At 62.0% G+C, this 26,990-nt stretch carries 20 protein-coding genes and 1 pseudogene; 12 read left to right on the top strand and 9 right to left on the bottom strand.

The window, feature by feature from the left end; translation table 11 throughout:
• Window positions 1-20 precede the first annotated feature (20 nt).
• Window positions 21-1,811 (bottom strand): aspartate--tRNA ligase, encoded by a 1,791-nt coding sequence (aspS, locus tag EV286_RS18695; protein ID WP_132958676.1) that lies wholly within the window; start codon window positions 1,809-1,811, stop codon window positions 21-23.
• A gap of 214 nt (window positions 1,812-2,025) precedes the next feature.
• Here aspS and EV286_RS18690 point away from each other — a divergent pair, with 214 nt between their 5' ends.
• The 5 genes from EV286_RS18690 (at window position 2,026) to EV286_RS18665 (ending at window position 8,998) form a co-directional block, all read left to right on the top strand.
• A complete protein-coding gene (locus tag EV286_RS18690; protein WP_132958675.1) occupies window positions 2,026-3,261 on the top strand; it encodes an MFS transporter in 1,236 nt (411 codons plus the stop codon).
• A gap of 92 nt (window positions 3,262-3,353) precedes the next feature.
• The gene (locus tag EV286_RS18685; RefSeq protein WP_132958674.1) at window positions 3,354-4,748 is read left to right on the top strand and encodes a multicopper oxidase family protein; all 1,395 of its coding nucleotides are present in this window, start codon (window positions 3,354-3,356) and stop codon (window positions 4,746-4,748) included.
• 507 nt (window positions 4,749-5,255) lie between these two features.
• A complete protein-coding gene (gene rnd, locus EV286_RS18675) occupies window positions 5,256-6,401 on the top strand; it encodes a ribonuclease D (RefSeq protein ID WP_132958672.1) in 1,146 nt (381 codons plus the stop codon).
• 78 nt (window positions 6,402-6,479) lie between these two features.
• Window positions 6,480-7,535: an adenylate/guanylate cyclase domain-containing protein gene (locus EV286_RS18670; RefSeq protein WP_132958671.1), complete on the top strand. Its 1,056-nt coding sequence runs from the start codon at window positions 6,480-6,482 to the stop codon at window positions 7,533-7,535.
• Between the two features lie 104 nt (window positions 7,536-7,639).
• Window positions 7,640-8,998 carry an esterase-like activity of phytase family protein gene (locus EV286_RS18665; protein WP_132958670.1) on the top strand — a complete coding sequence of 453 codons (1,359 nt, stop codon included), beginning with the start codon at window positions 7,640-7,642 and terminating at the stop codon, window positions 8,996-8,998.
• 358 nt (window positions 8,999-9,356) lie between these two features.
• Here the strand turns inward: EV286_RS18665 and ppx are convergent, their stop codons facing one another.
• From ppx to EV286_RS18640, 5 genes are all read right to left on the bottom strand, one after another.
• Window positions 9,357-10,877, bottom strand: a complete 1,521-nt coding sequence (gene ppx, locus EV286_RS18660; RefSeq protein WP_132958669.1) for an exopolyphosphatase — start codon at window positions 10,875-10,877, stop codon at window positions 9,357-9,359.
• Window positions 10,878-10,888: 11 nt separating this feature from the next.
• The gene (locus EV286_RS18655) at window positions 10,889-13,087 is read right to left on the bottom strand and encodes an RNA degradosome polyphosphate kinase (protein WP_132958668.1); all 2,199 of its coding nucleotides are present in this window, start codon (window positions 13,085-13,087) and stop codon (window positions 10,889-10,891) included.
• Window positions 13,088-13,150: 63 nt separating this feature from the next.
• Window positions 13,151-13,864, bottom strand: a complete 714-nt coding sequence (gene hdaA / locus EV286_RS18650; RefSeq protein WP_132958667.1) for a DnaA regulatory inactivator HdaA — start codon at window positions 13,862-13,864, stop codon at window positions 13,151-13,153.
• A gap of 16 nt (window positions 13,865-13,880) precedes the next feature.
• Complete coding sequence (locus tag EV286_RS18645; protein WP_132958666.1) at window positions 13,881-15,005, bottom strand: AI-2E family transporter; 1,125 nt, start codon at window positions 15,003-15,005, stop codon at window positions 13,881-13,883.
• A gap of 37 nt (window positions 15,006-15,042) precedes the next feature.
• Entirely contained in the window at window positions 15,043-15,585 is a 543-nt protein-coding gene (locus tag EV286_RS18640) for a CDP-alcohol phosphatidyltransferase family protein (RefSeq protein WP_132958665.1), read from the bottom strand.
• Between the two features lie 218 nt (window positions 15,586-15,803).
• Here EV286_RS18640 and purM point away from each other — a divergent pair, with 218 nt between their 5' ends.
• From purM to EV286_RS18625, 3 genes are all read left to right on the top strand, one after another.
• Window positions 15,804-16,877, top strand: a complete 1,074-nt coding sequence (purM, locus tag EV286_RS18635) for a phosphoribosylformylglycinamidine cyclo-ligase (protein WP_132958664.1) — start codon at window positions 15,804-15,806, stop codon at window positions 16,875-16,877.
• On the top strand, window positions 16,874-17,545 hold the full coding sequence (gene purN, locus EV286_RS18630) for a phosphoribosylglycinamide formyltransferase (RefSeq protein ID WP_132958663.1): 672 nt from the start codon (window positions 16,874-16,876) through the stop codon (window positions 17,543-17,545). Before purM ends, purN begins: the two co-directional genes overlap by 4 nt.
• 420 nt (window positions 17,546-17,965) lie before the next feature.
• The gene (locus EV286_RS18625) at window positions 17,966-18,445 is read left to right on the top strand and encodes a DUF992 domain-containing protein (protein ID WP_165932884.1); all 480 of its coding nucleotides are present in this window, start codon (window positions 17,966-17,968) and stop codon (window positions 18,443-18,445) included.
• A 79-nt stretch (window positions 18,446-18,524) separates the two neighbouring features.
• Here the strand turns inward: EV286_RS18625 and EV286_RS18620 are convergent, their stop codons facing one another.
• Both EV286_RS18620 and EV286_RS18615 read right to left on the bottom strand, forming a co-directional pair.
• Window positions 18,525-19,121, bottom strand: coding sequence for an NUDIX domain-containing protein (locus EV286_RS18620; RefSeq protein WP_132958661.1), 597 nt, complete (start codon window positions 19,119-19,121; stop codon window positions 18,525-18,527).
• Complete coding sequence (locus EV286_RS18615) at window positions 19,118-21,307, bottom strand: molybdopterin oxidoreductase family protein (protein ID WP_132958660.1); 2,190 nt, start codon at window positions 21,305-21,307, stop codon at window positions 19,118-19,120. Before EV286_RS18615 ends, EV286_RS18620 begins: the two co-directional genes overlap by 4 nt.
• 16 nt (window positions 21,308-21,323) lie before the next feature.
• Between EV286_RS18615 and EV286_RS18610 the strand changes: the two genes are divergently transcribed.
• Both EV286_RS18610 and EV286_RS18605 read left to right on the top strand, forming a co-directional pair.
• Window positions 21,324-22,175 carry a 23S rRNA (adenine(2030)-N(6))-methyltransferase RlmJ gene (locus EV286_RS18610; protein ID WP_132958659.1) on the top strand — a complete coding sequence of 284 codons (852 nt, stop codon included), beginning with the start codon at window positions 21,324-21,326 and terminating at the stop codon, window positions 22,173-22,175.
• Between the two features lie 93 nt (window positions 22,176-22,268).
• Window positions 22,269-22,864 (top strand): annotated as a pseudogene (locus EV286_RS18605) (glutathione S-transferase).
• A gap of 302 nt (window positions 22,865-23,166) precedes the next feature.
• Here the strand turns inward: EV286_RS18605 and EV286_RS18600 are convergent.
• Window positions 23,167-23,793, bottom strand: coding sequence for an outer membrane protein (locus EV286_RS18600; RefSeq protein WP_132958658.1), 627 nt, complete (start codon window positions 23,791-23,793; stop codon window positions 23,167-23,169).
• A gap of 361 nt (window positions 23,794-24,154) precedes the next feature.
• On the opposite strand from EV286_RS18600, the gene EV286_RS18595 reads away from it, so the two are divergent.
• Window positions 24,155-24,922, top strand: coding sequence for an SDR family oxidoreductase (locus EV286_RS18595; RefSeq protein ID WP_132958657.1), 768 nt, complete (start codon window positions 24,155-24,157; stop codon window positions 24,920-24,922).
• Entirely contained in the window at window positions 24,919-26,958 is a 2,040-nt protein-coding gene (gene uvrC, locus EV286_RS18590; RefSeq protein WP_132958656.1) for an excinuclease ABC subunit UvrC, read from the top strand. Before EV286_RS18595 ends, uvrC begins: the two co-directional genes overlap by 4 nt.
• Window positions 26,959-26,990: the final 32 nt, after the last annotated feature.

The following is a 26,990-nucleotide window of genomic DNA, read 5'->3' as shown; positions in this document are numbered from 1 at the left end:
GCGAGCGGAATTCCCGAAGCTTAGTCCTTCTTCTGCGGCGGGATCGGCCGCAAGGCAAGCTCGCGCAGTTGCGCGGTCGTCGCCGGAGTCGGTGCTCCCATCAGTAGGTCCTGGGCCTGCTGGTTCATCGGGAACAGCGAGATTTCGCGCAGGTTCTTCGCACCCACGAGCAGCATGACGATACGGTCGATGCCGAAGGCTGCGCCGCCGTGCGGAGGTGCGCCGTACTGGAAGGCGCGGTAGAGGCCGCCGAAGCGATCCTCGACGTCCTGCTGGCTGAGGCCGACCTTCTCGAAGGCGGCGACCATGGTTTCCGGCGACTGGTTACGGATCGAGCCGGAGGCAATTTCGAAGCCGTTGCAGACCGCATCGTACTGGAAGGCCTTGATCGTCAGCGGATCCTGGTTCTGCAGCGCTTCAAGACCACCCTGCGGCATCGAGAACGGGTTGTGGGCGAAATCGACCTTCTTCTCTTCCTCGCTCCATTCGAAGAACGGGAAGTCGACGATCCAGCAGAGTTCGAAACGGTCGCGGTCGACAAGGTTCAGTTCCTCGCCGGCCCTGGTGCGGGCTTCGCCTGCGAACTTGTAGAACTTGTCGGGATCGCCGGCGACGAAGAAGCAGGCATCGCCCTCTTCCAGGCCGAGCTGGGTGCGGATAGCTTCGGTGCGCTCCTCGCCGATGTTCTTGGCAAGCGGACCGGCGCCTTCCAGCACGGCGCCTTCCTGGCGCCAGAAGATGTAGCCGAGGCCCGGCTGGCCCGTCGACTGCGCCCAGGCGTTCATGCGGTCGCAGAAGGCGCGCGAACCACCGGTCTTGGCCGGGATCGCCCAGACCTGGACCTTCGGGTTGGACGCGATCATGTTGGCGAAGACCTTGAAGCCGGAACCGGCAAAATGGGTCGTCACCTCTTGCATGACGATGGGGTTGCGCAGGTCCGGCTTGTCGGAGCCGTACTTGCGGATCGCCTCGTCATAGGGAATGCGCGGCCATTCCTTGGTGACCGGCTTGCCTTCGGCAAATTCCTCGAAAATCTTCGTCATGAGCGGACCCATGGTGTTCCAGACGTCTTCCTGGGTCACGAAGCTCATTTCCAGGTCGAGCTGGTAGAACTCGCCCGGCAGGCGGTCGGCGCGCGGATCTTCGTCGCGGAAGCAGGGGGCGATCTGGAAATAGCGGTCAAAGCCCGCGACCATCAGAAGCTGCTTGTACTGCTGCGGCGCCTGCGGCAGCGCGTAGAAGGTGCCCGGATGGATGCGGCTCGGAACGAGGAAGTCGCGCGCGCCTTCCGGCGAGGACGCGGTCAGAATCGGCGTCGTGTATTCCGTGAAGCCGACATTGCCCATCTCGCGGCGCATCGAGGAAATGACCTGCGTGCGCTTGACGATGTTCTTGTGCAGCGTCTCGCGGCGCAGGTCGAGGAAACGGTACTTGAGGCGAACGTCTTCGGGATATTCCGGCTCGCCGAAGACCGGCAGAGGCAGTTCCTTGGCAGCAGAAAGGACTTCGATCTCCTGCGCGTACAACTCGATCTCGCCGGTCGGCATCGTCTTGTTGACCGTGTCTTCGGTGCGGGCCTTGACGAGGCCGTCGACACGGATCACCCACTCGCCGCGAACCGTCTCAGCAGCCTTGAAGGCCGGGCTGTCCGGATCGGCAACGATCTGCGTCATGCCGTAGTGGTCGCGAAGGTCGATGAAGAGCAGCCCGCCATGGTCGCGTACGCGATGGACCCAGCCGGAGATACGGACGGTCGATCCGACATCCGACGTGCGGAGGGCGGCGCATGTGTGGCTGCGATAGCGGTGCATCTTCATCATTCCTGGGCTAGTCAGAGACGGCAGCAAGGGCATCGAAACTGCCCTCAAGCGCCGACAAGAAAATCGGGCGGAAAAGCGCATGGACGCCTTGATTTGTCAAGGCTCGGACAGGGAGAGTCGCGTTTTAGGCTGTTTTTGTGACGCGAGCTTGTCTAGAAGATGAGCACGCCCGCTGAACCCCGCCCCGATGCAGCCCTTCCGCGCCATGAGCCATATCCGCCCCCTGATCCCCCTGCTTGTGACCGCCGGCATCCTTATCGGCGGCAACGGGCTACAGGCCACCTTCGTTTCCCTGCGTGCGCTCCGGGAGGGATTTTCGCCATCGACGATCGGCCTGGTCGGTACCGGCTACAATATCGGCTTCGCGATCGGCTGCATCTACGTGACGCGCATCATCCGGTCGATCGGCCATATCAGGACCTTTTCGGCGCTGGCGGCGATCGCCTCCGCCGCCTCGATTGCCATGGTGCTGTACATTCATCCTCTCTCCTGGTTCGCGATGCGGCTCATCCAGGGGCTCTGTTTCGCCGGCCTCTTCGCCGTCGTGGAGAGCTGGCTGAATGCGCGCGTGACCAATGCCAACCGCGCCCGCACGCTTTCGATCTACCGCTTCGTCGATCTCGGCTCGGTGACTTGCGCGCAATATCTGATACCGGCCGTCGGCATCGACGGCTTCCAGCTCTTTGCCATCATCTCCATGGCGCTGACGCTGTCGCTCGTCCCGATCTCGTTTGCCGACCGATCAAGCCCAGCCCCGCCCGAGGCAGTGCGTTTCGACATCCGTGCGCTCTGGAACATCTCGCCGCTCGCGACCGTCGGCTGCATCGTCGTAGGGCTCACCAATTCGACATTCCGATCGCTGGGACCGGTCTATGCCGAAGGGATCGGCATGTCCGTCACCGCGATTGCGACCTTCATGAGCGTCGGCATCTTCGCGGGCGTCGTGCTCCAATATCCGCTGGGACACTACTCCGACAAGCTGGACCGGCGGCTGATCATCCTGGTCGCCGCCCTCGGTTCCTTCATGGCGGGCCTCTTCATCGCGGTCGTGGCGGGTGCCAATGCCTGGCTGAACTTCGCCGGCATCTTCGCCTTCGGCGCCTTCGCGATGCCGCTCTATTCCCTTTGCTCCGCCCATGCCAACGACCACGCGGCGGAGGGCCAGCATGCACTCGTTTCGGCCGGGACGCTATTCTTCTGGTCGCTCGGCGCCGTCATCGGACCGCTCTTCGCCTCCTTCATGCTCGACATCTTCGGGCCGCGGGCACTCTTCTTCTACATGAGTGTCGTGCTGTTGCTCTTCATGCTCTACACCCTGCAGCGGATGACCGTCCGCGAGGGCGTGCCGGCGAAACAGCGCACGAGGCGCTTCCGCAACCTGCTTAGAACCTCCACCTTCTTCAACAAGCTCGCCGCTCCGCCGACAGAATCCGGCGACTGAACCGCTCGTGCGGCAGTTTGGCGTGCCAAGGCATATTGCTGAACGGCAATGTCAACTTTAAAAGGGGTGCGAAGACCACACCGAGCGCCCCAATGGCAGTCCTGACCCGCCGCAACCTTTTGAAGGCCTCCGCCCTTGCCGGCGCATACGGGGCCGGCATAGGCATTGCCAGCAGGTTCGGCCTGGCGGCAGCTGCACCCGAGCCGCTGATCCTGACAGCACAGACGACTGAAATGAAGTTGACGGACGCCGGGCCGACGAAGAACGTGTTGAGCTATGCCTCGCGCGAAATGCCGCCGACGATCCGCATGAAACAGGGCGAGCCCTTCGCCGCGCATCTCATCAACGTCATGGAAAACGAGCCGACGACAATCCATTGGCACGGCCTGCGGATCGACAACCGCATGGACGGCGTACCCTTCCTGACGCAGCCCTATGTCTACACGCAGGACAGTTTCGACTACAGCTTCACGCCGCCGGATGCCGGCACCTTCTGGTACCATCCGCATTGCAACACGCTGGCGCAGATGGGGCACGGCCTCACCGGCATGATCATTGTCGAAAGCCCGGACGATCCCGATTTCGACGCCGAAGTCACTCTCAACCTTCGTGACTGGCGGCTCGGCGGCGATGGCCAGTTCATCGCCCAGTTTCGTCCGCGCGATGCGGCGAAAGCCGGCACCTACGGCACCGTGCGCACGGCGAACTGGCAGCGGGAGCCGCAATATGACGCCCCGGCTGGCGGCCTCGTGCGGCTGCGGCTTGCGATCACCGATGTCACTCGCATCTACTCGCTCAAGGTCGAAGGGGCAGAGGCGACGGTAATCGCCATCGACGGAAATCCGGTGCCCGAGCGCTTTCCCCTCGACCTCCTGCTCTTGGGACCCGGCCAGCGGCTCGACCTTGCGCTGCGGATGCCCGACACGGAGGGAGCGGTAGCGACCATTGAAGACATCCGAGGAACGAACCCGACGACGATCGCGCGGTTACGCGCAGTCGGCCGCTCACTGAAGCGCGATACGGGCGACCTCGGCCGGCTGGCGGCCAATCCGATGGACAAAGCCGATATTTCCACCGCCGAGCAGATACCGCTCATTCTCAGCGCCACGGCGGAAAACGGCGCGGTCGACAGCATATGCGGATCGCTCGGCTACAGCTTCTGGGCGATCAACAAGGCGCCGTGGCCCGGCGACACGCCTGACCCGACGGCACCGCTTGCGGAGATGAAACTCGGCAAGAGCTATATCCTGAACGTCGAGAACGTCACGCCGCATACGCATCCGATCCATCTGCACGGCATGAGTTTCACCGTCCTCTCCTCCTCGACTCGGCAGGTCCCGCCGCTCGTCTCGGACACCTATCTCATCCAGCCGGACGAGAAGGTGCGGCTTGCGCTAGTTGCCGACAATCCCGGCGACTGGGTGTTCCATTGCCACATCATCGAACACCAGAAGACCGGGATGACCGGCTATTTCCGCGTTGTTTGAGTTTACGGGGCTTTCGGGTATCGTCCCGACGGTACGGGACAGTCGCGTCTGAAGGCAGCGGGCAAGTTGCGCGAGATCGAGCGAACCAAATATCTGGCGAACGCCATCGACAGGGCATCGACCTCGTGCCTGACGGTCGGTGTATTTGCGCCGATCGCCGCCGCACTCTATTCCGCAACCGGGACCGTCGCCCCGACATTCACATTCGTGATAGGCGCGTTCTGTTGGCTTTCCGCCGCGGTTGCATTACATTTGGCAGGAAGACGCGCACTTAAGGGGTTGCCCCCATGAACGGCATTCAGATATTCGCCTTTATAGTCCTACCTGCGATGGTCGCCATCGGAGGGTGGGTTGCCGTACTTGCAAACGAGCGCAGCAACCGCCGCAAACACCGCCTGCACCCCGGCGAATGAAACGCCCAAAGCCCAAGATATAATGGACATATTGACATATTGCCGGGAAAGGAGAAGGAAGGTTTATCCGCCTTTTTCCGACGAATGAATTGATATGATCAAGACAACTGCCGAACTGGATTTGGCCTGTAAAGAGCTGGCCAAATCGAAATTCATTACCATCGACACCGAATTCCTACGCGAAACCACCTTCTGGCCGGAACTCTGCTTGATTCAGATGGCAAGTCCGACGACGGAAGTGCTCGTCGATCCGCTTGCCAGTGGAATTGACCTTGCCCCCTTCTTTGAGCTGATGATCAACCCTTCGGTGCTGAAAGTCTTCCACGCGGCGCGCCAGGACATCGAAATCATCTTCAACCGCGGCAACCTCATCCCTCACCCGATTTTCGACACGCAGGTCGCCGCGATGGTCTGCGGTTTCGGCGACTCGGTGTCCTACGACCAGCTCGTAAGCCGCATCAAGGGCGTGCACATCGACAAGTCCTCGCGCTTCACGGACTGGAGCCGTCGTCCCCTCTCGGACAAGCAGCTCGACTACGCGCTGGCGGACGTCACGCATCTTCGCGACGTCTATCTCTTTCTCAGCGAGCAGCTGGAGCGCGAGGGGCGCGGCTCGTGGCTCGAGGAGGAGATGAACATTCTCGAGGCCCGCGAGACCTACGACATCCATCCGGACGACGCGTGGCAGCGGCTGAAGATGCGCCTGCGCAAGCCGCAGGAGCTCGCGATCGTGAAATATATCGCCGCCTGGCGCGAACGCGAGGCGCGCTCGCGCAACGTGCCGCGCTCACGCGTGCTCAAGGATGACGCAATCTACGAGATCGCCCAGCAGCAGCCGAAGGACTCCGAGGCGCTCAGCCGGCTACGTACGATCCCGAAGGGATGGGAACGCTCCGCGGCTGGCGGCGCGGTCCTCGAAGCGATCAACCAGGCGCTGTCGCTGCCAAAGGCTGAAATGCCGCAGGTGCCCCGCCACACGCAGGCGCCGGAAGGCGCTGCAGCAGCGGCCGAGCTTCTCAAGGTGCTCCTGAAGCTGATCGCCGAAAAGCACGGGGTCGCCGCCAAGGTCATCGCAAACAGCGAGGATCTCGACCGGATCGCGGCCGAGGGCGAAAAAGCCGAGGTGGCTGCCCTGACCGGCTGGCGCCGCGACCTCTTCGGGGAAACCGCACTGCAGCTGATCCGGGGCCAGGTCGCGCTGCGCTTCGTCGGCAAGAAAGTCGAGACGGTCGCACTCTAGCGATCTCTCGAAATCGCTTGACCATGCCACGACGCCTGAAAGAATGGCTCGACGCAACGTAACGGCCAGATTGGTGGAATGCGGGAAATAACTCCGGCCCAGAACTGGGCACTCATCGCGATCTTCATTGCAGGAAGCGGTGTCCTATACGACTTGCTGTTCGCATCCGGAACGCCGATCGTCGGGGCGATCTTCGCCCTTTTCATCGGCATGCCCATACTCGCCTTCGAGCGGAAGGTCTTCTTCCGCAAGCTTTCGAGGCGAATGCAGAAGCTGCCGACACTCGCCTACATCGCTGTCGAGCTGGTGGCCTACATCATTCTCATGAACATCGGCTTCACGCTTGCGGGGCTGTTGCTCTGGTTCGTCGGTCGCTTCGAGAAGGCAGTATGGACGGACTTCCTCATCCTTCCGTTCAACGTGCTGCTCTATTCGCTGGTGATGTGCGGCGTGCTGATCTTCATTCTTCGCGTGCGGGAGCTTCTCGGACGTGACGTCTTCCTGAGCATGATCGTCAGCCGCTACCGCAATCCGGTGAAGGAGGAGCGCATCTTCCTGTTCATCGATCTGGTCGGCTCGACGCCCTTTGCGGAGAGGTACGGCGACCTGCGCGCGCAGCAGTATCTGAGCGCCCTCTTCGCGGAGTTCGCGGAGCCGGTCCGGCACAGCAAGGGCACGATCGACGACTATGTCGGCGATGCGGCGATCATCACCTGGCCGTTGGAGCGCGGGATAAGGGACGCACGCTGCGTCAAATGCATCTTCGATATCCTGAATGCAATCGAGGACAATGCAGAAACCTGGTTGCAGAATTTCGGGCAAGTCCCGAGGCTGAGGGCCGCTCTGCACGGCGGCTTCGTCATCACCGCCGAAGTCGGCATCGACCATCACAAGATCAGCTTTTTCGGCGATACGGTGAACACGACCGCGAGGCTGGAGACACTCTGCCGGAGCCTGAACCGCCCCGTGCTGATTTCCACCGATCTTGCCAACCGCATGACCCTGCCGGATACGGTCCAGGGGGAGGATCTCGGCAGCCATGCGGTAAAGGGACGTGGACAGACGCTCGGCGTCATGGCGCTGACTTCCTCGGTTGCCGCGCTCAATGGCCCCGGCCGGCAACAGATCAAATAAAGACGAAGAACGGGCGTCACCAAAGCTTCACCGAAGCTTCAAGCGGCCGACATCAGTCACCTGCTAAGCGGGCATCCTCGCCAATCCTCCTGCAAGGTGACACGATGACGAAATTCCTTTTTGCTTCCACAGCGCTTTTTTTCATGATTGCAGCCTCCGCGCATGCCGATGAGACGGTCTTCACGGCAAAGCTCGCCGGCCAGGCCATAATTCCGGCCAACACAATGGTGCCGGCTCCGGCCGACGCGCCGGAATTCCTCAAGCATTCGGGCAAGTTCACCACGCCGGACCGCAAGCGCACCGAGGCGCTCGGCACGGTTCCCGGCAAGGACGGCGCGCGCGTCACCGACCTCAAGCTTCCCTTCGACGGCCAGCCGATCCAGGGCTTCTCCGGCATCAAGACGATGGCCGACGGCACCTTCTGGACGCTCTCCGACAACGGCTTCGGCTCGAAGGCAACCTCCAGCGATGCGATGCTGTTTCTCCATCAGATCAAGTTCGACTGGGAAGGCGGCAAGGCCGAGGTCGTCAAGAACCTCTTCCTCTCCGACCCCAACAGGATTGCACCCTTCCCGATCGTTCTCGAGGGCAGCGACAAGCGCTATCTGACCGGCGCGGACTTCGACATCGAATCCGTTCAGCCCGTCACCGACGGCTTCTGGCTCGGCGACGAGTTCGGGCCGTATCTCCTGAAGGTGGACACCGAAGGTCGCCTGACGGACGTCATCCCGACGACGCTCGACGGCAAGCCCGTCATGTCGCCGGACAATCCGGTCATCTCGACGCCGGCCAATCCGGCCGCGAAGATGGCCGCCTTCAACCTGAAGCGCTCCGGCGGATTCGAGGGCCTCGCCATGTCGAAGGACGGCTCGAAGCTCTACGGATTGCTCGAAGGCGCGATCTACCAGGATGACGGCAAGATGGAGACGGTCGACGGCCACACCGCGATCCGCGTCCTCGAATTCGACGTCGCTTCCAAGAAGTGGACCGGCCGCAGCTGGCTCTATCCCTTCGCCGACAAGGGCGCTTCGATCGGCGATTTCAACATGCTGGACGAGACGACAGCCCTCGTCATCGAGCGTGACAACGGCGCCGGCACGAAGGACAAGGCCTGCGCCGATCCCAAGCAGCCGAAGCCCGATTGCTTCGAGGCGCCGGCCGAGCTGAAACGCGTCTACAAGATCGAGTTTAACGATGCCAATGTCGGCAAGGCCGTGCGCAAGATCGGCTATATCGACCTGCTCAACATCCAGGATCCGGACAACAGGAAGAAGGCCGGAGCCAAGCCGGGCGTCTACGACATGCCGTTCGTCACGATCGAGAACGTCGACCGCGTCGACGCGACCCATATCGTCATCGGCAACGACAACAACCTGCCCTTCTCCGCCGGCCGTGCCGTCGACAAGGCCGACGACAACGAGTTCAGCCTTCTGGAAGTCGGCGAGTTCCTGAACGCGAAGTAATCCGACAACCTCCGGAAACTATGGAGGCGGTGCCTTGCACCGCCTCGAGACTGCCGACAAAGCCGTCGGCCCGATTAATTGTTTGGAGGGCGGCAATATACCCACCCCGTCATACCCGCCTTGAGCCGGTATCCAGCGCGATCAAGTCCTTGATCGCAAGAGGCTCTTTCGCCGCGCAGACGCGCGATCGGCTGGATTCCGGCTCAAGGCCGGAATGACGGAAAATCAAAGTGTGTCGAACCACAAGACGTTTGTCGGCAGACTGGGGACGGCGCAATGCGCCGTCTCTTTTCGTGAGGTGACGAAACCGGTCGGTCGCGTGAAGGGCATATACCGGCGATGGACTGTCGCCCGTCGCTTACTCGAACCGAAAGGCCAGGCGCTTGTTGGTGAGCTTCGCGAGCTGCTGGAGGCGGCCGTCGAGGCGCTCGCCGGCAAAGTCGCGATATTCCGGCGGAACGACGAATTCGAGGTCGAGATCGGGGCTCGACGCCCGGCGGAAGGTAAGGTCGCGCACGATGCCCGGCATCGAAGCCGAAAAGAGATAGACGACGCGCAGTATCCCGCCGAGCAGCTTCGCACGCTCGATGAACTGGGGGCCGGCAATGGTCGCAAGCGGCCCAGTCGCGCCGTCGTCATTCAGGCCCTCGAAACGGTAGTAGTTGGCAAGCGCGATAAACGCCCGTCCCGGATGGCTGATTCCGACGAAGGAGGAATGGGCGATGATGTTCAGCGCCTGCAGCCCTCGATAGTCCGGGTGCGCGCGCCAGCTGATATCGGCGAGCAGACAGGCTGCCTGGCGATAGCGGCTCTCCTCATCCGTTTCCTGAACGCCGAAGAGCGGCATCATTCGGCCAGTCCATTCGGCCAGCTCGCGCGCATGTTCGGGCGAACGCGCTCTCAGGATCGCGAGTTCACCGGCCGCCGAAAGCAAGGGATCGTGCCTCTGCTCGTGCTCGCTCAGCAGCGAATAGAGATAGCCTTCGCGAACCCCCTGCCCCGAAAACGAGATGACGGAGGGCTTCATCTCGCTCAGCACTTCCTTCATCGCGACTGCGCCGAAGGGCAGGAGCGAACGGCGATGCTTGGAGACAGCCTGGAGAGCAGGTTCCTTGGAATCCCGGCTTTCGGCGACCTGATCGAGGAACTGCATCATGGTGTCCAAGGGCACTTCATAGCCCTGCATCATATGCAGTGGATATTTGGTGATCTCCATGTGCAGCTTGGCGATGTTTCGCCAGGTGCCGCCAACCGCATAGAAAGTGCGTCCCGCGCCCTTCTCCAGGAGCTTGGCGGTCTTCACATGCCGACGCGCGAAGATGCGCGCCTTCTGCACAAGTCCGCCGGCATATTCCGACAGGCGCAGGCCGCCGAGCGGCAGGGTGATCCCCTTGCCCATCTCCTTGCCCTTGATGTCGATGAGTTCCAGCGAGCCGCCGCCGAGATCGCCGGCGATGCCATCCGGATTGAAGAAGCCGCTGATGATGCCGAGCGCCGAGAAGCGCGCTTCCTCCTCGCCCGAGAGTATGCGGATGTGGCGACCGAGGATCACCTCCGCCTGATGAATGAAGTCCGGGCCGTTGCTCGCCTCGCGCGCCGCGGCGGTCGCCAGCACGAACATGGTCGAGGCGCGCGCCTGGGTCGAGAGGGCCTTGAAGCGGTGGAGGGCAGCGAGCGCGCGCTTGACGCTCTCCTCGTCCATCTTGCCGGTCAGCGCGATACCCTTGCCGAGACCGCACAGAACCTTCTCGTTGAAGAGAATGGTGGGTGACCGGGACAGCCCCTCGTAGACGACCAGACGAATGGAATTCGATCCGATGTCGACAACGGACACCGGGGCTATTCCCGGAAGGCGCCCCTGGGCTTCTGATTCAACCATGCAATTCCAGTTTATTTGCTACGGCCGGAAAGCAGCCCGGCAATCAGTTTCGGCGCACTGGATTTCAATGCTTCACCACGGCCCGAAAGACTGGGATTCGTCATGAAGTAATGCTGCGCATTGAACGGTTCCTCTCCCTTGCGCACCTCGATGCGCCGGGACGTACCGTCGGGCAATATCTCGTAGCTCTGCTGATTGTCAATCAAGTTGCCCAGCATGATCTGTGAAAGAACCTGCTCGTGCACCGTCGGATTGATGAGGGGGACGAGCGTTTCGACGCGACGATCGAGGTTGCGCGGCATCATGTCGGCCGAGCCGATATAGACGAGCGCCTTGTCCGACGGCAGGCCGTGGCCATTGCCGAAGCAGAATATCCGGCTGTGTTCGAGGAACCGCCCGACGATCGACTTGACGCGGATATTGTCCGAAAGGCCCGGGATCTGCGGGCGCAGGCAGCATATGCCGCGAATGACGAGATCGATCTCAACGCCGGCGTGGCTGGCGGCATAGAGCGCGTCGATGATGTCCGGATCGACCAGCGCGTTCAACTTCATCCAGATCGCCGCCGGCGCACCCCGCTTCCGATGGGCAATCTCATCCTCGATATGCTTGAGGATGCGCGAACGCAGCGAATAGGGCGACACGGCGAGCTTCATGTCGCCCTCGGGCTCGCCATAACCGGTGATGAAGTTGAAGATGTTCGCCATGTCGTGGGCGATCTTCGGATTGCAGGTGAAGAAGGACAGGTCCGTATAGATCTTCGCCGTCACCGGATGGTAGTTGCCGGTGCCGAGATGGCAGTAGGTCCTGAGGCGGCCGTCCTCGCGGCGCACGACCATGGACATCTTCGCGTGGGTCTTGAGCTCGATGAAGCCGAAGACGACCTGCACGCCGGCGCGCTCAAGGTCGCGCGCCCAACGGATATTGGCTTCCTCGTCGAAACGCGCCTTGAGTTCCACGAGCGCCGTCACCGACTTGCCCATCTCGGCCGCGTCGATGAGCGCCCGCACGATCGGGCTGTCATTGGACGTGCGGTAGAGGGTTTGCTTTATCGCCACCACATCCGGGTCGCGCGCAGCCTGGAGCAGAAACTGGACCACCACGTCGAAGGATTCATAGGGATGGTGGACCACCATGTCCTTTTCGCGGATGGCAGCGAGGCAATCTCCGGCGTGTTCTCGGACGCGTTCGGGAAATCGCGCATTGTAGGGGGGAAATCGCAGGTCGTCGCGCGGTGCCTTGGTGATCTCCGACAGCGTGTTGAGCGCGAGGAGGCCAGGCAGGACGGCGACGCGGTTGTCCGGGACATTGAGGGCATGGACGACGAACTGCCGGAGAGAGGCCGGCATTTCCGAATCCGTCTCGATGCGGATCACCGACCCGCGGCGCCGCCGCTTGAGGGCCGTCTCGAAGAAGCGCACGAGGTCCTCGGCCTCTTCCTCGACTTCGATATCGCTGTCCCGGATGATGCGGAAGGTACCGGAACCCTTCACCTCATAGCCGGGATAGAGACGATGGATGAAGACATTCACCACGTCTTCGAGCGTGATGTAGCGAATGACATTCCTGTCGTCCGGCAGGCGGACGAAGCGATCCAGCGCCGGCGGAAGGCGCAGGAGCGCCGTCATCGGATCGCGGCCGCGCTTGCTGACCAGCTGCAGGCCGATCGAAAAGCCGAGGTTCGGTATGAACGGGAAAGGATGAGCCGGGTCGATGGAGAGCGGCGTCAGGACCGGGAAGATCGCCTGCTCGAACTCCTGCGCAAGCCATTGGCGCTCTGTTTCGGTCAGAGCGGCCGGCCGGACGATGAGGATATCTTCCTTGGCTAGATATTGCTGAAGCACGGCGAGCGAGGCCTGCTGCTCCATCTGCAGGTTGTCGATCTCGCGCAGGATGTCGTCGAGCTGTTCGGCGGGCGTCTTGCCGTCCGGGCTGCGCATGGCGATGTTCTGCCGAACCTGGCCCTCCAGGCCGGCGACCCGCACCATGAAGAATTCGTCGAGGTTTGCGGCGGAGATCGACAGGAAGCGAACGCGCTCCAGCAACGGGTGGGCCGTGTTCAGCGTTTCCTCAAGAACGCGACGGTTGAACTGCAGCCACGAGAATTCGCGGTTTACGAAGCGATCCGGGCTGCTGAACAGCGGGTTTTCGGCAGGAGCCTCGGCGGCTGTCCCGTTGGCTTCCTTCTGTTCCGTGAGTGCCGTATCCATCACCTGCCCGCCAACTTTCGTTCATTTGCCACGTATAACAGTTTCACGACGGAACTGTGACAGTCAATCGCCAGGACCGGAATTTCCCAATTCATTCAATACCTCGGCGGCGAGACTTCGGGTAATTTTCGTACCGCGGGACAGCGCCTGGCGGTCGAGCCTGTCGACGATGGTCTGGGCCGCGTTGAGCGACCTTTCCATGCGATTGACAATGTATTGGACCAGTTTGTCATCAATATAAAGCTGGCGGTCGGCAAAGAGCTTGACGATCACCTGGGACAGCAGCTCATCATCCGGCTCACCGATCTCCACGATGGTGGCCGCCTTCAGGCGCGAACGCAGGTCGGGCAATGTGACGGGCCAGGACATCGGCCAAAGGCGGCTCGTCATCAGAAGCGCCGTGCCGTTTTCCCGCACGCTGTTGATGACGTGGAAAAGCTCCGTGTCGTCGAAGCCCTCCCGGTCCACGTCCTCGAAGATTACCGGGCCATGGGCTGCCTCAACCGCCGCGTCCGATCCAGCCGTCGGACGGATGTAGGCCGCACCGCTGCGCTCTTTCCAAATGCTGGCGAGGTGCGATTTTCCCGAGCCCACCGGGCCGGCCAGGATCACCACGGGCGACGGCCAGTCCGGCCACGCATCCACGATCGCCACAGCCGCGCTCAGCCGGTTGGAGATCAGCAGATCGTCCCTTCCGGTCGCCGCGTCATGGGTAAAGACCAGGGGCAGCTGTTCGGCGCTGCGGCGCCTCTGATCAGCATTCTTCACGTCGCTCATTGATAGTCAGAACCTGTTATTCCGGGTTTGAGGCCTTTGCCTTTCGCACCGGTTCGCCGGGGGAGCGTCCATGATAAAGGTCACTCTGAAGGTATCGCGAAAGCGCGAAACGGACAAGGACGCCGACGGCCGCCGCTGCGGGCACCGCGATCAGGAGACCGACGAAACCGAAGAGCGCGCCGAAGGCGAAGAGGGCAAACATCAGCCAGACGGGATGCAGTCCGACGCTCGAGCCGACGAGTTTCGGCTGCAGGATATTGCCTTCGAGGAATTGGCCACTGAAGAAGACACCGGCCACGAGGACGATCCACCCGTAGTCCGGCCAGAACTGGACGCTCGCAACGCCGATCGCAAGCACGAGGCCGACCATCGACCCGACATAGGGGATGAAGCTGATCATGCCGGCAAACAGACCGATGAGCAGCCCGAAATTGAGGCCGACGAGCGACAGGCCGACGCCGTAATAGACGCCAAGGATGATGCAGAGCGAGCCCTGGCCACGAATGAACCCGGCGATCGCCTGATCCATCTCGCGGGCGATCTGGCGCACGGTCTGCACGTAGTCGCGTGGAACCCAGGCATCGACCTTGGCGATCATGCGGTCCCAATCGAGGAGGATGTAGAAGGCGACGACCGGGGTAACGATGAGCAGCGAAATGACGTCGACGATCGCCTTGCCCGAATTCCAGAGCTGCGCGAAGAGGCTGCCGATGAAGCCGACACCCTCCGTAAGTATGCTCGAGAAATTGTTCCTGATCGTATCCAGTTGGCTCTTTGCCCATTCCGGCAGGAACACGTTCTGCGAATTGGCGATGAATTCCTGCAGCTGGGTGATGTAGCCCGGCAGGCGTCCGGCAAAATCGTTGAACTGCGTGATCAGGATCGGGATCAGGATCACCAACGCCAGCGCAAAGACGACGACGAAGGCGATCAGGATGACGATGGTTGCCATGAGGCGGCTGAGGCCGCGCCTTTCGAGCCAGTCTGCAACCGGATCGAGGAAATAGGCGACCGCCATGCCGGCGACGAATGGCAGAAGGATCGCGCTGAACACATAGAGGAAGATGATGCAGAAGAGCAGCACAGCGAGCCAGAAGACCGCCTGACGCTTGAGACCCGCTCCGCTAAATTGCTGTGGCATCTTGCTCCTCGGTGGTCGATTTGTCGCCGGCGCCCATTTAGCCCTGCGAAGCGCCGTTCATGTGGCGCATCCATAAGAGGAAATAGGATGCGGCCGAGAGAATGGTCAAGCCTGCGGTGATAAGTATCAAGAGGCTCGTAAAGGCGCCGCCCTCAAAGCCGAAGGCCAGCATCGCCAGAACGAACACCGCCAGGAACACCTGCGCGGCCGTGTTCGCCTTGGATATGAACAGCGGCGAGATCTTCAACGGCTTGCCCATGAGGCTTGCCAGGAGAACGCCACTCACGATCAGCACGTCGCGCGAAACGATCAGAATGACCAGCCAATCCGGGAGGTGGCCGGTCACACCCAGCATGACGTAGGTCGTCACAAGCAGCAGCTTGTCGGCAATCGGATCGAGCCAGGCGCCAAGCCTGGACTGCTGGCGGAAGTGCCGGGCGATCACGCCATCCAGCCCGTCGGACAATCCCGCGAGCAGCACGATCCAGAATGCCGCCCCTGCCGAACCACGCAGCATGACGTAGACGAGAACCGGAACCGCCAGGAGGCGCGCAATGGTGATGATGTTGGGAATGGTCAATTTGTGTCGGCCCGTCTAATTTTCTTCCCTGCTTCGGGGCGACGGTCGCAAATTCTGCGCTGGCGGTAAATGGTCGCCGGTTGCGGGGGTTGAAACCGGCAAAAAAGCGGGGCTTCCTATGGCAACCGCTTGCATAGAGGCCCTTTGTCATGCAATGGCCACCGGCAATCAAGCCGAGCGGCGGAAGACGTGCCGTGGCAGCCATCGGAGACGAAAGCATGAGCCAGTCTGGAAAGAACGGTCTGACCTATAGCGACGCGGGCGTCGACATCGATGCCGGCAACCTGATGGTCGAGAAGATCAAGCCGGCGGTGCGCTCGACCCGTCGTCCCGGCGCCGACGGCGAGATCGGCGGCTTCGGAGGGCTGTTCGACCTCAAGGCGGCGGGCTTCACCGATCCGGTGCTGGTCGCAGCCAACGACGGCGTCGGCACCAAGCTGAAGATCGCGATCGATGCCGACTACCACGAGACCGTCGGCATCGACCTTGTGGCCATGTGCGTCAACGATCTCGTCGTTCAAGGCGCCGAGCCGCTGTTCTTCCTCGACTATTTCGCGACGGGCAAGCTCGACCCCGACCAGGGTGCGGCGATCGTCGGCGGCATTGCCTCGGGATGCCGCGAGGCAGGTTGCGCGCTGATCGGCGGCGAGACAGCCGAAATGCCGGGAATGTATTCGGACGGCGACTACGATCTCGCCGGCTTTGCAGTCGGCGCTGCCGAACGCGGCCAGCTCCTGCCTTCGGCCGATATCGCCGAAGGCGACGTCATCCTCGGCCTCGCATCGTCGGGCGTCCATTCGAACGGTTTTTCGCTGGTCCGCAAGATCGTGGCGCTTTCCGGGCTTGCCTGGGATGCCCCTGCTCCCTTCGCCGAAGGAAAGAAGCTTGGCGAGGCGCTGCTGACGCCGACGCGCATCTATGTGAAGCCGCTCCTCAAGGCGATCCGTGAGACCGGCGCCATCAAGGCTCTCGCTCACATCACCGGCGGCGGCTTTCCCGAGAACATTCCGCGCGTGCTGCCGAAGCAGTTGGCGGCCGAGATCGATCTCGGTGCCGTGCAGGTACCTCCGGTGTTCTCCTGGCTCGCCAAGACCGGTGGCGTCGAGGCCAAGGAGATGCTGCGCACCTTCAACTGCGGCGTCGGCATGATCGCCGTCGTCGCGTCCGAAAATGTCGAGGCGGTGACGAAGGCCCTCGAGGCGGAAGGTGAGAAGATCATCAGGCTTGGCCGCATGATCGCGCGTGCCGAAGGCGCAGCCGGTACCCATTACACGGGTACGCTTGCCATATGAGCACGCCGCGCAAACGCGTCGCCGTCTTCATTTCCGGTGGCGGCTCGAACATGATGGCCCTGGTCGGTGCGGCTGCAGGCGAAGGCTATCCGGCCGAAATCGTCGCGGTTCTCTCCGACAAGGCGGATGCCGGTGGACTTGCCAAGGCGGCGGCCGAGGGTATCCCGGCCTTCGCCTTCGTGCGCAAGGACTATGAAAGCAAGGAAGCGCACGAGGCGGCGATCCTCGCCGCGCTCGACGAGCTCTCGCCTGACATCATCTGCCTCGCCGGCTACATGCGCCTGCTTTCCGCCGCCTTCATCCGGCGCTGGGAGGGACGCATCATCAACATCCACCCTTCCCTGCTGCCGCTGTTTCCCGGCCTGCACACCCATCAGCGGGCTATCGATGCCGGCATGCGCATTGCCGGCTGCACGGTGCATTTCGTCACCGAAGGCATGGATGAAGGGCCGTCGATCGGCCAGGCGGCCGTGCCCATCCTCGCCGGCGACACGGCGGAAACGCTTGCCGCCCGCGTGCTCACGGTCGAGCATCAGCTTTACCCACAGGCGCTACGCCTCTTTGCCGAGGAGAAGGTGAAGATGGAGGGGAACAAGGCTGTCGGAACCGGAACGACAGAGCCGACCTTGGGCGGCCGGCTTATCTCCCTCATTGGCGACCGGGCCTGAACCTTAGGCGACCAACGCACACCGGATGAAGCGTGCCGTCATTGTAGACTGTGCGGCAGCCACGGAACATGGCGCGAACGCGGCTGACATCCCCCGTCTCGATTTCGCCGCGATCGGCACGCTGGCCGAACACGCCCTCCCTTGCAGTATCGAGCACGCCAGGATCGCCGGAGATCGCCCGGCGCAAAATTCCGCTGTACCGCTCTGGAGCGCCAGTCAAATTCCGGCGTCGTTTTGGTGAGTCCGACTACATTTGTTCAATCGCATCGCTGCAGCGCGCAAGTGCCTTGCTGGGAGGCGATGTCGCACTATCTCGAAACTCAGGCGGCAAGTTGTTGTTTTGGGGGGATATTCACGTCGAAGCGCAATTTGCAGGCCATATAGGTTCAATTCACCATGCAAACTCTTAGGGGTGTTCCCATGACAACGATTTCCAAGCTCTCCGTCGCCGCCCTCATGGTCTCCGGCGTTGCTCTCGGCACGCCAGTCTTTGCTGCCGACCACATCAAGACCGGCTCTCTCGAATGCACCGCCGGCGAGTCCGTCGGACTGGTCGTCGAGTCCACTCAGCAGCTCAAGTGTGACTATGTCCCGCTGGGTGGCGGATCGGTCGAGCGCTACAGCGGCAAACTTGAAACCGTCGGCCTCGACATCGGTGAGATGAAGAAGGAAAAAATGGTGTGGGCCGTTTTCGCCCCGGCCGAGCATACGGCAGGTGCACTGCAGGGCGACTATATCGGAGCTGATGCAGATGCCGGCCTCGGCCTCGGCGGCGGCGCCAAGGTTCTCGTCGGCGGCTCCCTCAAGTCGATCTCCCTGCAGCCCGTCTCGGTCGACGCCCAGAAGGGCATCGATCTGGTCGCCGGCATCTCCAACCTTCAGCTGACCCTCGACAAGTAGTCCGGCACGGACGGGATGCTGCGAAGACCTTGCGGTATCCCGTCTCGCAGCGCTTGGCGGCAGCAGATGCCGCCCGATCTTATTTCGTCAATCTATCCCTGTTCAGGATGGCCCACTGCAGCAGCATGATCGTCTTGGCGTCGTGGATCTCGCCGGTCTCGATCATGGCAACGGCCTCGGCGAGCGGCACTTCCAGAACTTCGATATCCTCGTGCTCATGCGCGACACCGCCGCCATCGGCCACCCGATCCGACACATCGATCGTGGCGGCGAAGAAATGGATGTATTCCGTCACCGAGCCGGGTGACGTGAGCGCCTTGAAGACCGGCAGCACGCTGCCCACCCGATAGCCCGTCTCCTCCATCGCCTCGCGGCGGATGGCCTCTTCCGGCTCTTCCCCGTCGAGGAGCCCGGCCGGCGTCTCGATCAGCCAGCCCGATCCGCCGTTCAGATGGTCCGGAAGGCGGAACTGACGGACGAGGACGACAACGTCGCGCTTCGGATCGTAGAGCAGGATCGTCGCGGCCGGGGTGCGGTGGTAGATCTCCCGCGTCAGGCGGTGGGTCTCGCCCTGCGAGTTCGTGTAGTCCAGAGTGAAGCGGCTGAGCCGCGTCCATTCGTCGGCAAGCGTCTCATCGCCGAGGATCTCGACCTTTGCCCTGTCGAAGCTCTTCATGCCGGTTCCTTGCGAAGCCAAACCTTGTTGTCATGGACGGCAGCGCCGCCATAGGGCGCCACCGGATCGGCGCCGGTCAAGACATTGATGCCCTCGCCGTCGACATGCGCCTTGTTCGGCCATAGGCCTTCGGCAATCAGCACGCCCGGCTTGACCTCTGTCGTCACCCGGGCGTGGATACGCAGGTCGCCGCGCGCATTGCCGATGCGGATGAGATCGCCATGGGCCACGCCGTGGGCCGCGGCATCGGCCGGGTTGATCATCACCTCCGGGCGACCTTCCTTCTGGCGCGAAGTCTTGGTCTCCGAGAAGCTCGAATTCAGGAAGTTGCGGGCGGGCGACGTGGCAAGCCGGAAGGGGTGCTGGGGATCGGCCACTTCGATGACGTCCACCTGGTCCGGGAAAGCCGGCAGCGCCTCGTGAGGACCGAGTGCACCGACGGATGCCGGCGGCCTGTTCGGCGCCTGACCGTTCACCCAGTCGGGGCGAAAATGGAACTTGCGGTCCGCATGGGCGAAACCGTTCAGGAAATGGGCCTCATCGAAGGCGGGCTGTCGATCGAACCATTTGTGCTCGAGGAAGTAGTCGTAGTCCGGAAGGCCGCTGCGCTCCAGGATGCGGTCGACCATCTCACGCGCCGTGAAACCGAAGCCCGGCCGGTCGGCGACCCCAAGGCGCTTGGCAAGCTCCTCGATGACGAAAAGGTTCGTGCGCACGGTCGGAGGCGGTTCGACGAGCTTTGGGCCAAGCAGGATATGGTTCTGCCCGCCGGCACGGTAGAGATCGTCGTGTTCGACGAACATCGTGGCCGGCAGGACGATATCGGCGATTTCGGCCGTTTCCGTCATGAACTGCTCGTGCACGGCAACGAAGAGATCATTGCGGGCAAAGCCGCGCCTCACCAGCCGCTGCTCGGGTGCGATATTCGCCGGGTTGGTATTCTGGATCAGCATCGCCGTCACCGGACCGCGGTGGCGTAGCGCTACGGCATCGCCCGTCAGCACGCGGCCGATCTGCGACTGGTCGAGCATGCGGATGTCGGGATCCTTCAACCCCTTGCCCGTAAGCTCGGAATTGTCCATGCGGAAGATATCGCTGTTGGAGTGGAAGGCGCCGCCGCCCTCATGCTGCCAGGAGCCCAGTACCGTCGCGACCGAGGCGGCCGCATGCATGGCGACTGCGCCGTTGCGCTGGCGCGTGAAGCCGTAGCCGAGGCGGAAGAACGTCTTCTTCGTCGTGCCGACGAGCTTGGCGAATGCCTCGATCTCATCAACGGAAAGCCCGGTGATCGCGGCCGCCCATTCCGGCGTCTTCGTCCTGAGATGCGCTTCGAGGCCGACAGGATCATCCGCATATTTCGCCATATAGGCCCGATCGGCATAGCCGTCGCGGAAGGCGACGTGCATGACGGCGCAGGCGAGCGCGGCATCGGTGCCGGGCTTCACGACGAGGGCGATATCGGCCTGCTTCATCGTCGGATTGTCGTAGATGTCGATGACGACGATCCGCGCGCCGCGTTCCTTGCGCGCCTTGATCGCGTGGGTCATCAAGTTGACCTGGGTGGAAACGGCGTTCGTGCCCCAGATGACCACGCAATCGGTGCGGTCGATCTCGCGCGGATCGGGGCCGCGCAGGGTGCCCGTCGCCATGGTGAAGCCGGTCCAGGCCGGGTTCGTGCAGATCGACGAAAAGAAGCCCGAATAGCGCTTGGCGTGCCGCAGGCGTTCGATCGAATCGCGCTGCACCCAGCCCATGGTGCCCGCATAGAAATAGGGCCAGATGGCCTCGCTGCCGTGCTTCACTTCCGCCTTGACGAAAGCCTCGGCGATCTCGTCCAGTGCGTCGTCCCATGACACCTGCTGCCACTGCCCTGCCCCTTTGGCACCGGCGCGCCGAAGCGGATGCATGAGCCGGTCCGGATGGTAGAGGCGTTCGGCGTAGCGGGCCACCTTGGCGCAAATGACACCCGATGTGTATGAGTTGTCGCCCGCACCACGCAGGCGGCCGATGCGGCCGTCCTCCGTGAGGTCTATCTCCAGCGCACAGGTGGAGGGACAGTCATGCGGGCAGGCCGTGTGGCCAACTCTTGATTTGGCGTGTATGGGGGTCGCAATATTCATGCGGCTTCTATATGCGAAGCGATGACCGCCCAAAAGGCACAAAAATCCACGATTGCGCGAATTCACACGGACATCAGCGAAAATGAACTACCGCCACATCTACCATGCGGGCAATTTTGCCGATGTGCTGAAACATGCGGTGCTGGCGCGGCTGATCCGCTACATGCAGAACAAGGACAAGGCTTTCCGCGTCCTCGACACACATGCCGGCATCGGGCTTTACGACCTGTCCTCCGAGGAGGCGCAGAAGACCGGGGAATGGCGTGACGGCATCGGCCGGCTCATGGAGGCGGATCTGCCCTCGCAGGCGAGCGACCTGCTCGAACCCTATCTTTCGGCCGTGCGTGCCCTCAACCCGGATGGCACCGTCAAGCTTTACCCCGGATCGCCGAAACTTGCGCGCATGCTGTTTCGCCCGCAGGACCGGCTCTCGGCCATGGAGCTTCACCCGGCCGACTTTGCCAGCCTGCACCGTCTCTTCGAGGGCGACCACCATGCGCGGGTCACCGAACTCGACGGCTGGCTGGCGCTCGGGGCGCATCTGCCACCCAAGGAGAAACGCGGCATCGTGCTGGTCGATCCGCCCTTCGAGGACGAGGGCGAATACGAGCGGCTGGCAGATGGTCTCGCCAGGGCCTATCGGCGCTTTCCCGGCGGCACCTACTGCCTGTGGTATCCGCTGAAGCGCAGCGCTCCCATCGCCGAGTTTCATGAAGCCCTGCAGGCGCTCGGCATCCCCAAGATGCTCTGCGCGGAACTCGTGGTGCGCAGTGATCGCGGTTTCACCGGACTGACCGGTTCGGGGCTCGTCATCGTCAACCCGCCCTTTACGCTGAAGGATGAGCTGCACGCGCTATTGCCCGCCCTCAAGGAACTGCTTGCCCAGGACCGGTTCGCCTCGAACCGCGCTTTCTGGCTGCGAGGCGAGCAATGAACCACGGAGCGGTCGGCGGGCGACGTTGACCGTTAGCGGCAAAGCGTGGTCAATACCGCCCGCACCCCTCGCAATTCTCCCGAAAGACATTCCATGAAGCTTCTCTGTTCGCCGGCATCGCCCTATTCCAGCAAGGTCAGGATGGCGGCCCGCTATCTCGACATCGAGCTCAACGAGATCCGTGTCGATACAAATGCCGGCCCCTCCTTGCTCGTCGACAACAATCCCCTCGGCAAGATCCCGACATTGCTTACCGATGACGGCCTTTCGATCTTCGACAGTATCGCCATCATGCATTATTTCCACCGCATGAAGGGCAAGAGGCTCTACCCCTCGAAGGACATCAAGCGGACGACTGCGGAGATCGTGGAAGCGCTCTGCGACGGAACGTGCGATTGCCTGCTCGCGATCGTCTACGAGCGCCGGCACCGGGAAGAGGAGAAGATCCACCAGCCTGGATCGATCGGCAGTGGGCAAAGGTGATACGCGCCCTCGACCACCTCAACGCCGAACCGCCCAAGCTTGGAAAGAAGCTCAACGGTGGGGATTTCGCCCTTGCCGCAACGCTCGGTTACCTCGACCTTCGCTTCAACGGACAGTGGGAGGACGGACGCGGCGGACTGATTGCCTGGGCACGGCAGTTCGAGAGGAAATTTCCTGCCTATGCGCAGCTGAAACCGTTGGGTTGAGGCCCGGCGCCAAAAGAAAAAGCCGGGGCAAGCCCCGGCTCGGACTGCTGGCAAACCTCTTGCGGTTCGACACAGCTTTATTCCCCGTCATTCCGGCCTTGAGCCGGAATCCAGCCGACGCGCGTCTGCGCAGCGGAAGAGCCTCTCGCGATCAAGGACCTGATCGCGCTGGATACCGGCTCAAGGCCGGTATGACGGCGGTGGGTATTTGGCGCGCTCCAAGCGATCAATCGGGTTGATGGCTTTGTCAGCAACCTGAGCCGGGGCGAACCCCGGCTCCTCGCATTCCTAAAGGCCTGCTATCAGAACTTGACGCCGATACCGAGTTTGACGCTGTTCTCGTCGTAGCCGCGCGAAACCGAGCCGCTGTCGAGGTTGTAGTCCTTGCTCTCGTAGTCGGTGAAGCGGTATTCGAGACGGGTCGTGATGTTGTTGGTCACGAAAGCCTCGACACCGGCGCCGACCGTGTAGCCCCAAGCGCCCTTGCTGTCGGAAGAGGTCGCATCGGAAGCCTTGTTCTCGGAGGCAGCCACACCAGCCGTTACGTAAGGCAGGAAGGGATTGAGATCGTAGCCGAGACGACCGCGAACCGAGCCGTTGATCTCGTTCTTGCTCTCGATGCCGTTGACCGTCTGGTCAGCGCCCGAATAGCCGATGTCGCCTTCGACGCCGTAGACGATCTTGCCGCTCTGCCAGTTGTAGCCACCATAGATCTGGCCACCGAAGGCGTTGGCACCGCTCCTGGCAAAGTTGCCTGCATTCCACGTGCCGGCGCCGCCGAGGTAGAAGCCCTGCCAGTTGGTGATTGCCATCGGCTCTTCAGCTACCGGGGCCTGGGGAACCTGATCGACGGCGTCAGCTGCCTGCGCAGCCGTGAAACCTACGATTGCCATGGCGGAAGCCATGAGTGCCGTCATGATTGTACGCATACTATTCTCCTTTCAGTCTCGCGCCGCCTGTCATTTGTCCCATGGCAACACAACGCGAGCAATTACCAGATGTCCCTCCCGGATCGACAATGAAATTGGAACTCAAATACGGATTTGAAAGAGCCAAAATGTGAAATCTTTGCGGCACCGACATGGCTGAATTTCGATGTTGCTTTGCAGCAACAGAGATTTTGTTAACCATAATGAGTGGTTAAAGCATGTATACTTAAAATTACGAAAATAATTCTCAACTTTTACATAGACATGCCGGTGCATCCCCGCTGAATTTACGGCTATTCATATGAACTCGTAGCACCCTATATATTCGCCAATTGGGTAACGCGAACCAGAAGGCAAGACATTGCAGCGTGAAAAACTAAAGAGAGCTCTAATTACAGGAGCGGCACGCAGAATAGGCAGGGCTATCGCGGAAGATTTGGCAGCCGACGGCTACGCCGTCGCCATTCACGCGAACAAATCCATCGACGAGGCTGAAGAACTGGCGGCGGAATTGCGGCAAGCGGGGAAGAACGCAATTGCGATTCGCGCCAATCTCACCGACATCGACGACGCGGCGCAGCTGATGGACAAGGCGGTCGCGGCGCTCGGACCGATCGATCTTCTCGTTAACAATGCATCGGAGTTTCACAACGATTCCGTGCGGGAATTCGATGCTGCCGTATGGGAAGCTCATTTTGCACTGCACATAAGAGCGCCGTCGATTCTTGCCGCAAAGTTTGCCGAGCAACTGCCGGAGACGACGGACGGTGTGATCGTCAACATCATCGACCAGCGCGTCTGGGCGCTACGGCCGAGCTTCTATTCCTACACGCTTTCGAAATCCGCACTCTGGACCGCGACGCAGACGATGGCGCAGGCGCTCGCTCCGCGGATTCGCGTCAATGCAATCGGACCCGGCCCCTCGATGCCGAGCGAGCGACAGTTACAGGAAGACTTCCAAGCGCAGGTCGCAGCCCTTATCTTGAAGCGGGGACCTGGGTTGGAAGAATTCGGCCGAACGATTCGTTTTCTGTTCGACACGCCTTCGATCACGGGTCAGATGATTGCACTCGACGGCGGCCAGCATCTCGCGTGGCAGACGCCGGATGTGCTGGAGATCAAGGAATGAATGCCAAGAAGCTGCCTGACGGCGGTGTTCTTTATGACGAAACCGACGAGAGCGACGACGATATCGAGGTGGAGGGCGATGCCTCCGCCGCGCCGATTTCTGCTACTATCGACTGGAACGAGGGTCGGCTTGAAGTAAGCGGTCTCAGCGGCGCCGATCTGATCGCAGAGTTCGTGAAGCGCCTTCCGAACAAGCCGGGCGTCTACCGCATGTTCAACGACGATGGCGATGTGCTCTATGTCGGCAAGGCGCGGAGCCTGAAGAAGCGCGTCGGCAATTATGCCGTGGGACGCGTCCACTCCAACCGTATCGCACAGATGGTGCGCCTGACGGCGAACATGGAGTTCGTCACGACGCGCACGGAGACGGAGGCGCTTCTTCTTGAAGCGAATCTTATCAAGCGCTTGCGGCCGCGATTTAACGTCCTGTTACGTGACGACAAGTCGTTTCCCTATATCCTGATCACGGGCGACCATCGCGCGCCGTCAATCTTCAAGCATCGCGGGGCGCGGGCTCGCAAGGGCGACTATTTCGGGCCCTTCGCTTCGGCGGGCGCCGTCGGCCGGACGATCAACTCGCTGCAGCGCGCCTTCCTCATCCGCACCTGTACCGACAGCGTCTTCGAGACACGCACGCGCCCCTGCCTGCTCTACCAGATCAAGCGCTGTTCCGCGCCCTGTACGCACGAGATCAGTGACGAGGGCTATGCAGAACTCGTGCAGGAAGCGAAGGACTTCCTTTCCGGCAAGAGCCAGAATGTGAAGGCGCACATGGCCGAGGAGATGAACGCGGCGGCCGAAGACCTCGACTTCGAGCGTGCAGCCATCTATCGCGACCGTCTGGCGGCGCTTTCGATGGTACAGAGCCACCAGGGCATCAACCCGGCCGGCGTCGAGGAGGCGGACGTCTTCGCCATCCACCACGAGGGCGGCATTTCGTGCATCCAGGTCTTCTTCTTCCGCACCGGGCAGAACTGGGGCAACCGTGCCTATTTTCCGAAGGCCGATCCGCAGCTTTCCAGCGCCGAGGTGCTGAACGCCTTCCTCGCCCAGTTCTATGACGACAAGCCGGTGCCGAAGCAGATCCTGCTTTCGGAAACTGTCGAAGAGATCGAACTGCTGGCGGCGGCTTTCAGCGAAAAGGCTAGCCACAAAGTGTCCATCCTCGTGCCCCAGCGCGGAGAGAAGAAGGACCTGGTGGACCATGTGGTCGCCAATGCCCGCGAGGCGCACGGACGCAAGCTTGCCGAAACGGCTTCTCAGTCACGCCTGCTGGAAGGGTTCAAGGAGACCTTCGCCCTGCCCTATGTGCCGCAGCGCATCGAGATCTACGACAACTCCCACATCATGGGCACGAACGCCGTCGGCGGCATGGTGGTCGCCGGGCCGGAAGGCTTCGTGAAGAACCAGTACCGCAAGTTCAACATCAAATCGACCGACATCACGCCCGGCGACGACTTCGGCATGATGCGCGAGGTCATGACCCGACGCTTCTCGCGCCTTCTCAAGGAGGAAGGCATCCCCGACCGCAACCAGCCCCTCGACACGGTGGATACGGCCGACATGCCCTTCCCTGCGTGGCCGGACGTCATCCTCATTGACGGCGGCCAGGGCCAGATGACCGCGGTTCGGACCATACTCGAGGAATTGGGGATCACCGACAGCGTGACGGCGATCGGCGTTGCGAAGGGTGTCGACCGCGATGCGGGCCGCGAACGCTTCTTTCCGCCCGGTCGCGAAAGCTTCACCCTGCCGCCGCGCGATCCCGTGCTCTACTTCATCCAGCGGCTGCGCGACGAGGCGCACCGCTTCGCCATCGGCTCCCACCGGGCACGGCGAAAGAAAGAGATGGTCAGGAACCCGCTCGACGAGATCGGCGGTATCGGCCCGTCGCGCAAGCGAGCGCTGCTGCAGCACTTCGGAACTGCAAAGGCGGTGTCCCGCGCCGGGCTCAGCGACCTCATGACCGTCGAGGGCATATCCGAGGCGGTCGCGCGCCAAGTCTACAATCACTTTCACGAGGACGGCGCGAAATAGCCCCACCCGGTCGCAAATGCCACGCAAAGGCT

Source organism: Rhizobium sp. BK251, from assembly GCF_004345245.1.
Taxonomy (GTDB): domain Bacteria; phylum Pseudomonadota; class Alphaproteobacteria; order Rhizobiales; family Rhizobiaceae; genus Rhizobium.
The sequence above is the reverse complement of the archived record's forward strand: the minus strand, read 5'-3'. Positions and strand labels throughout refer to the sequence as shown.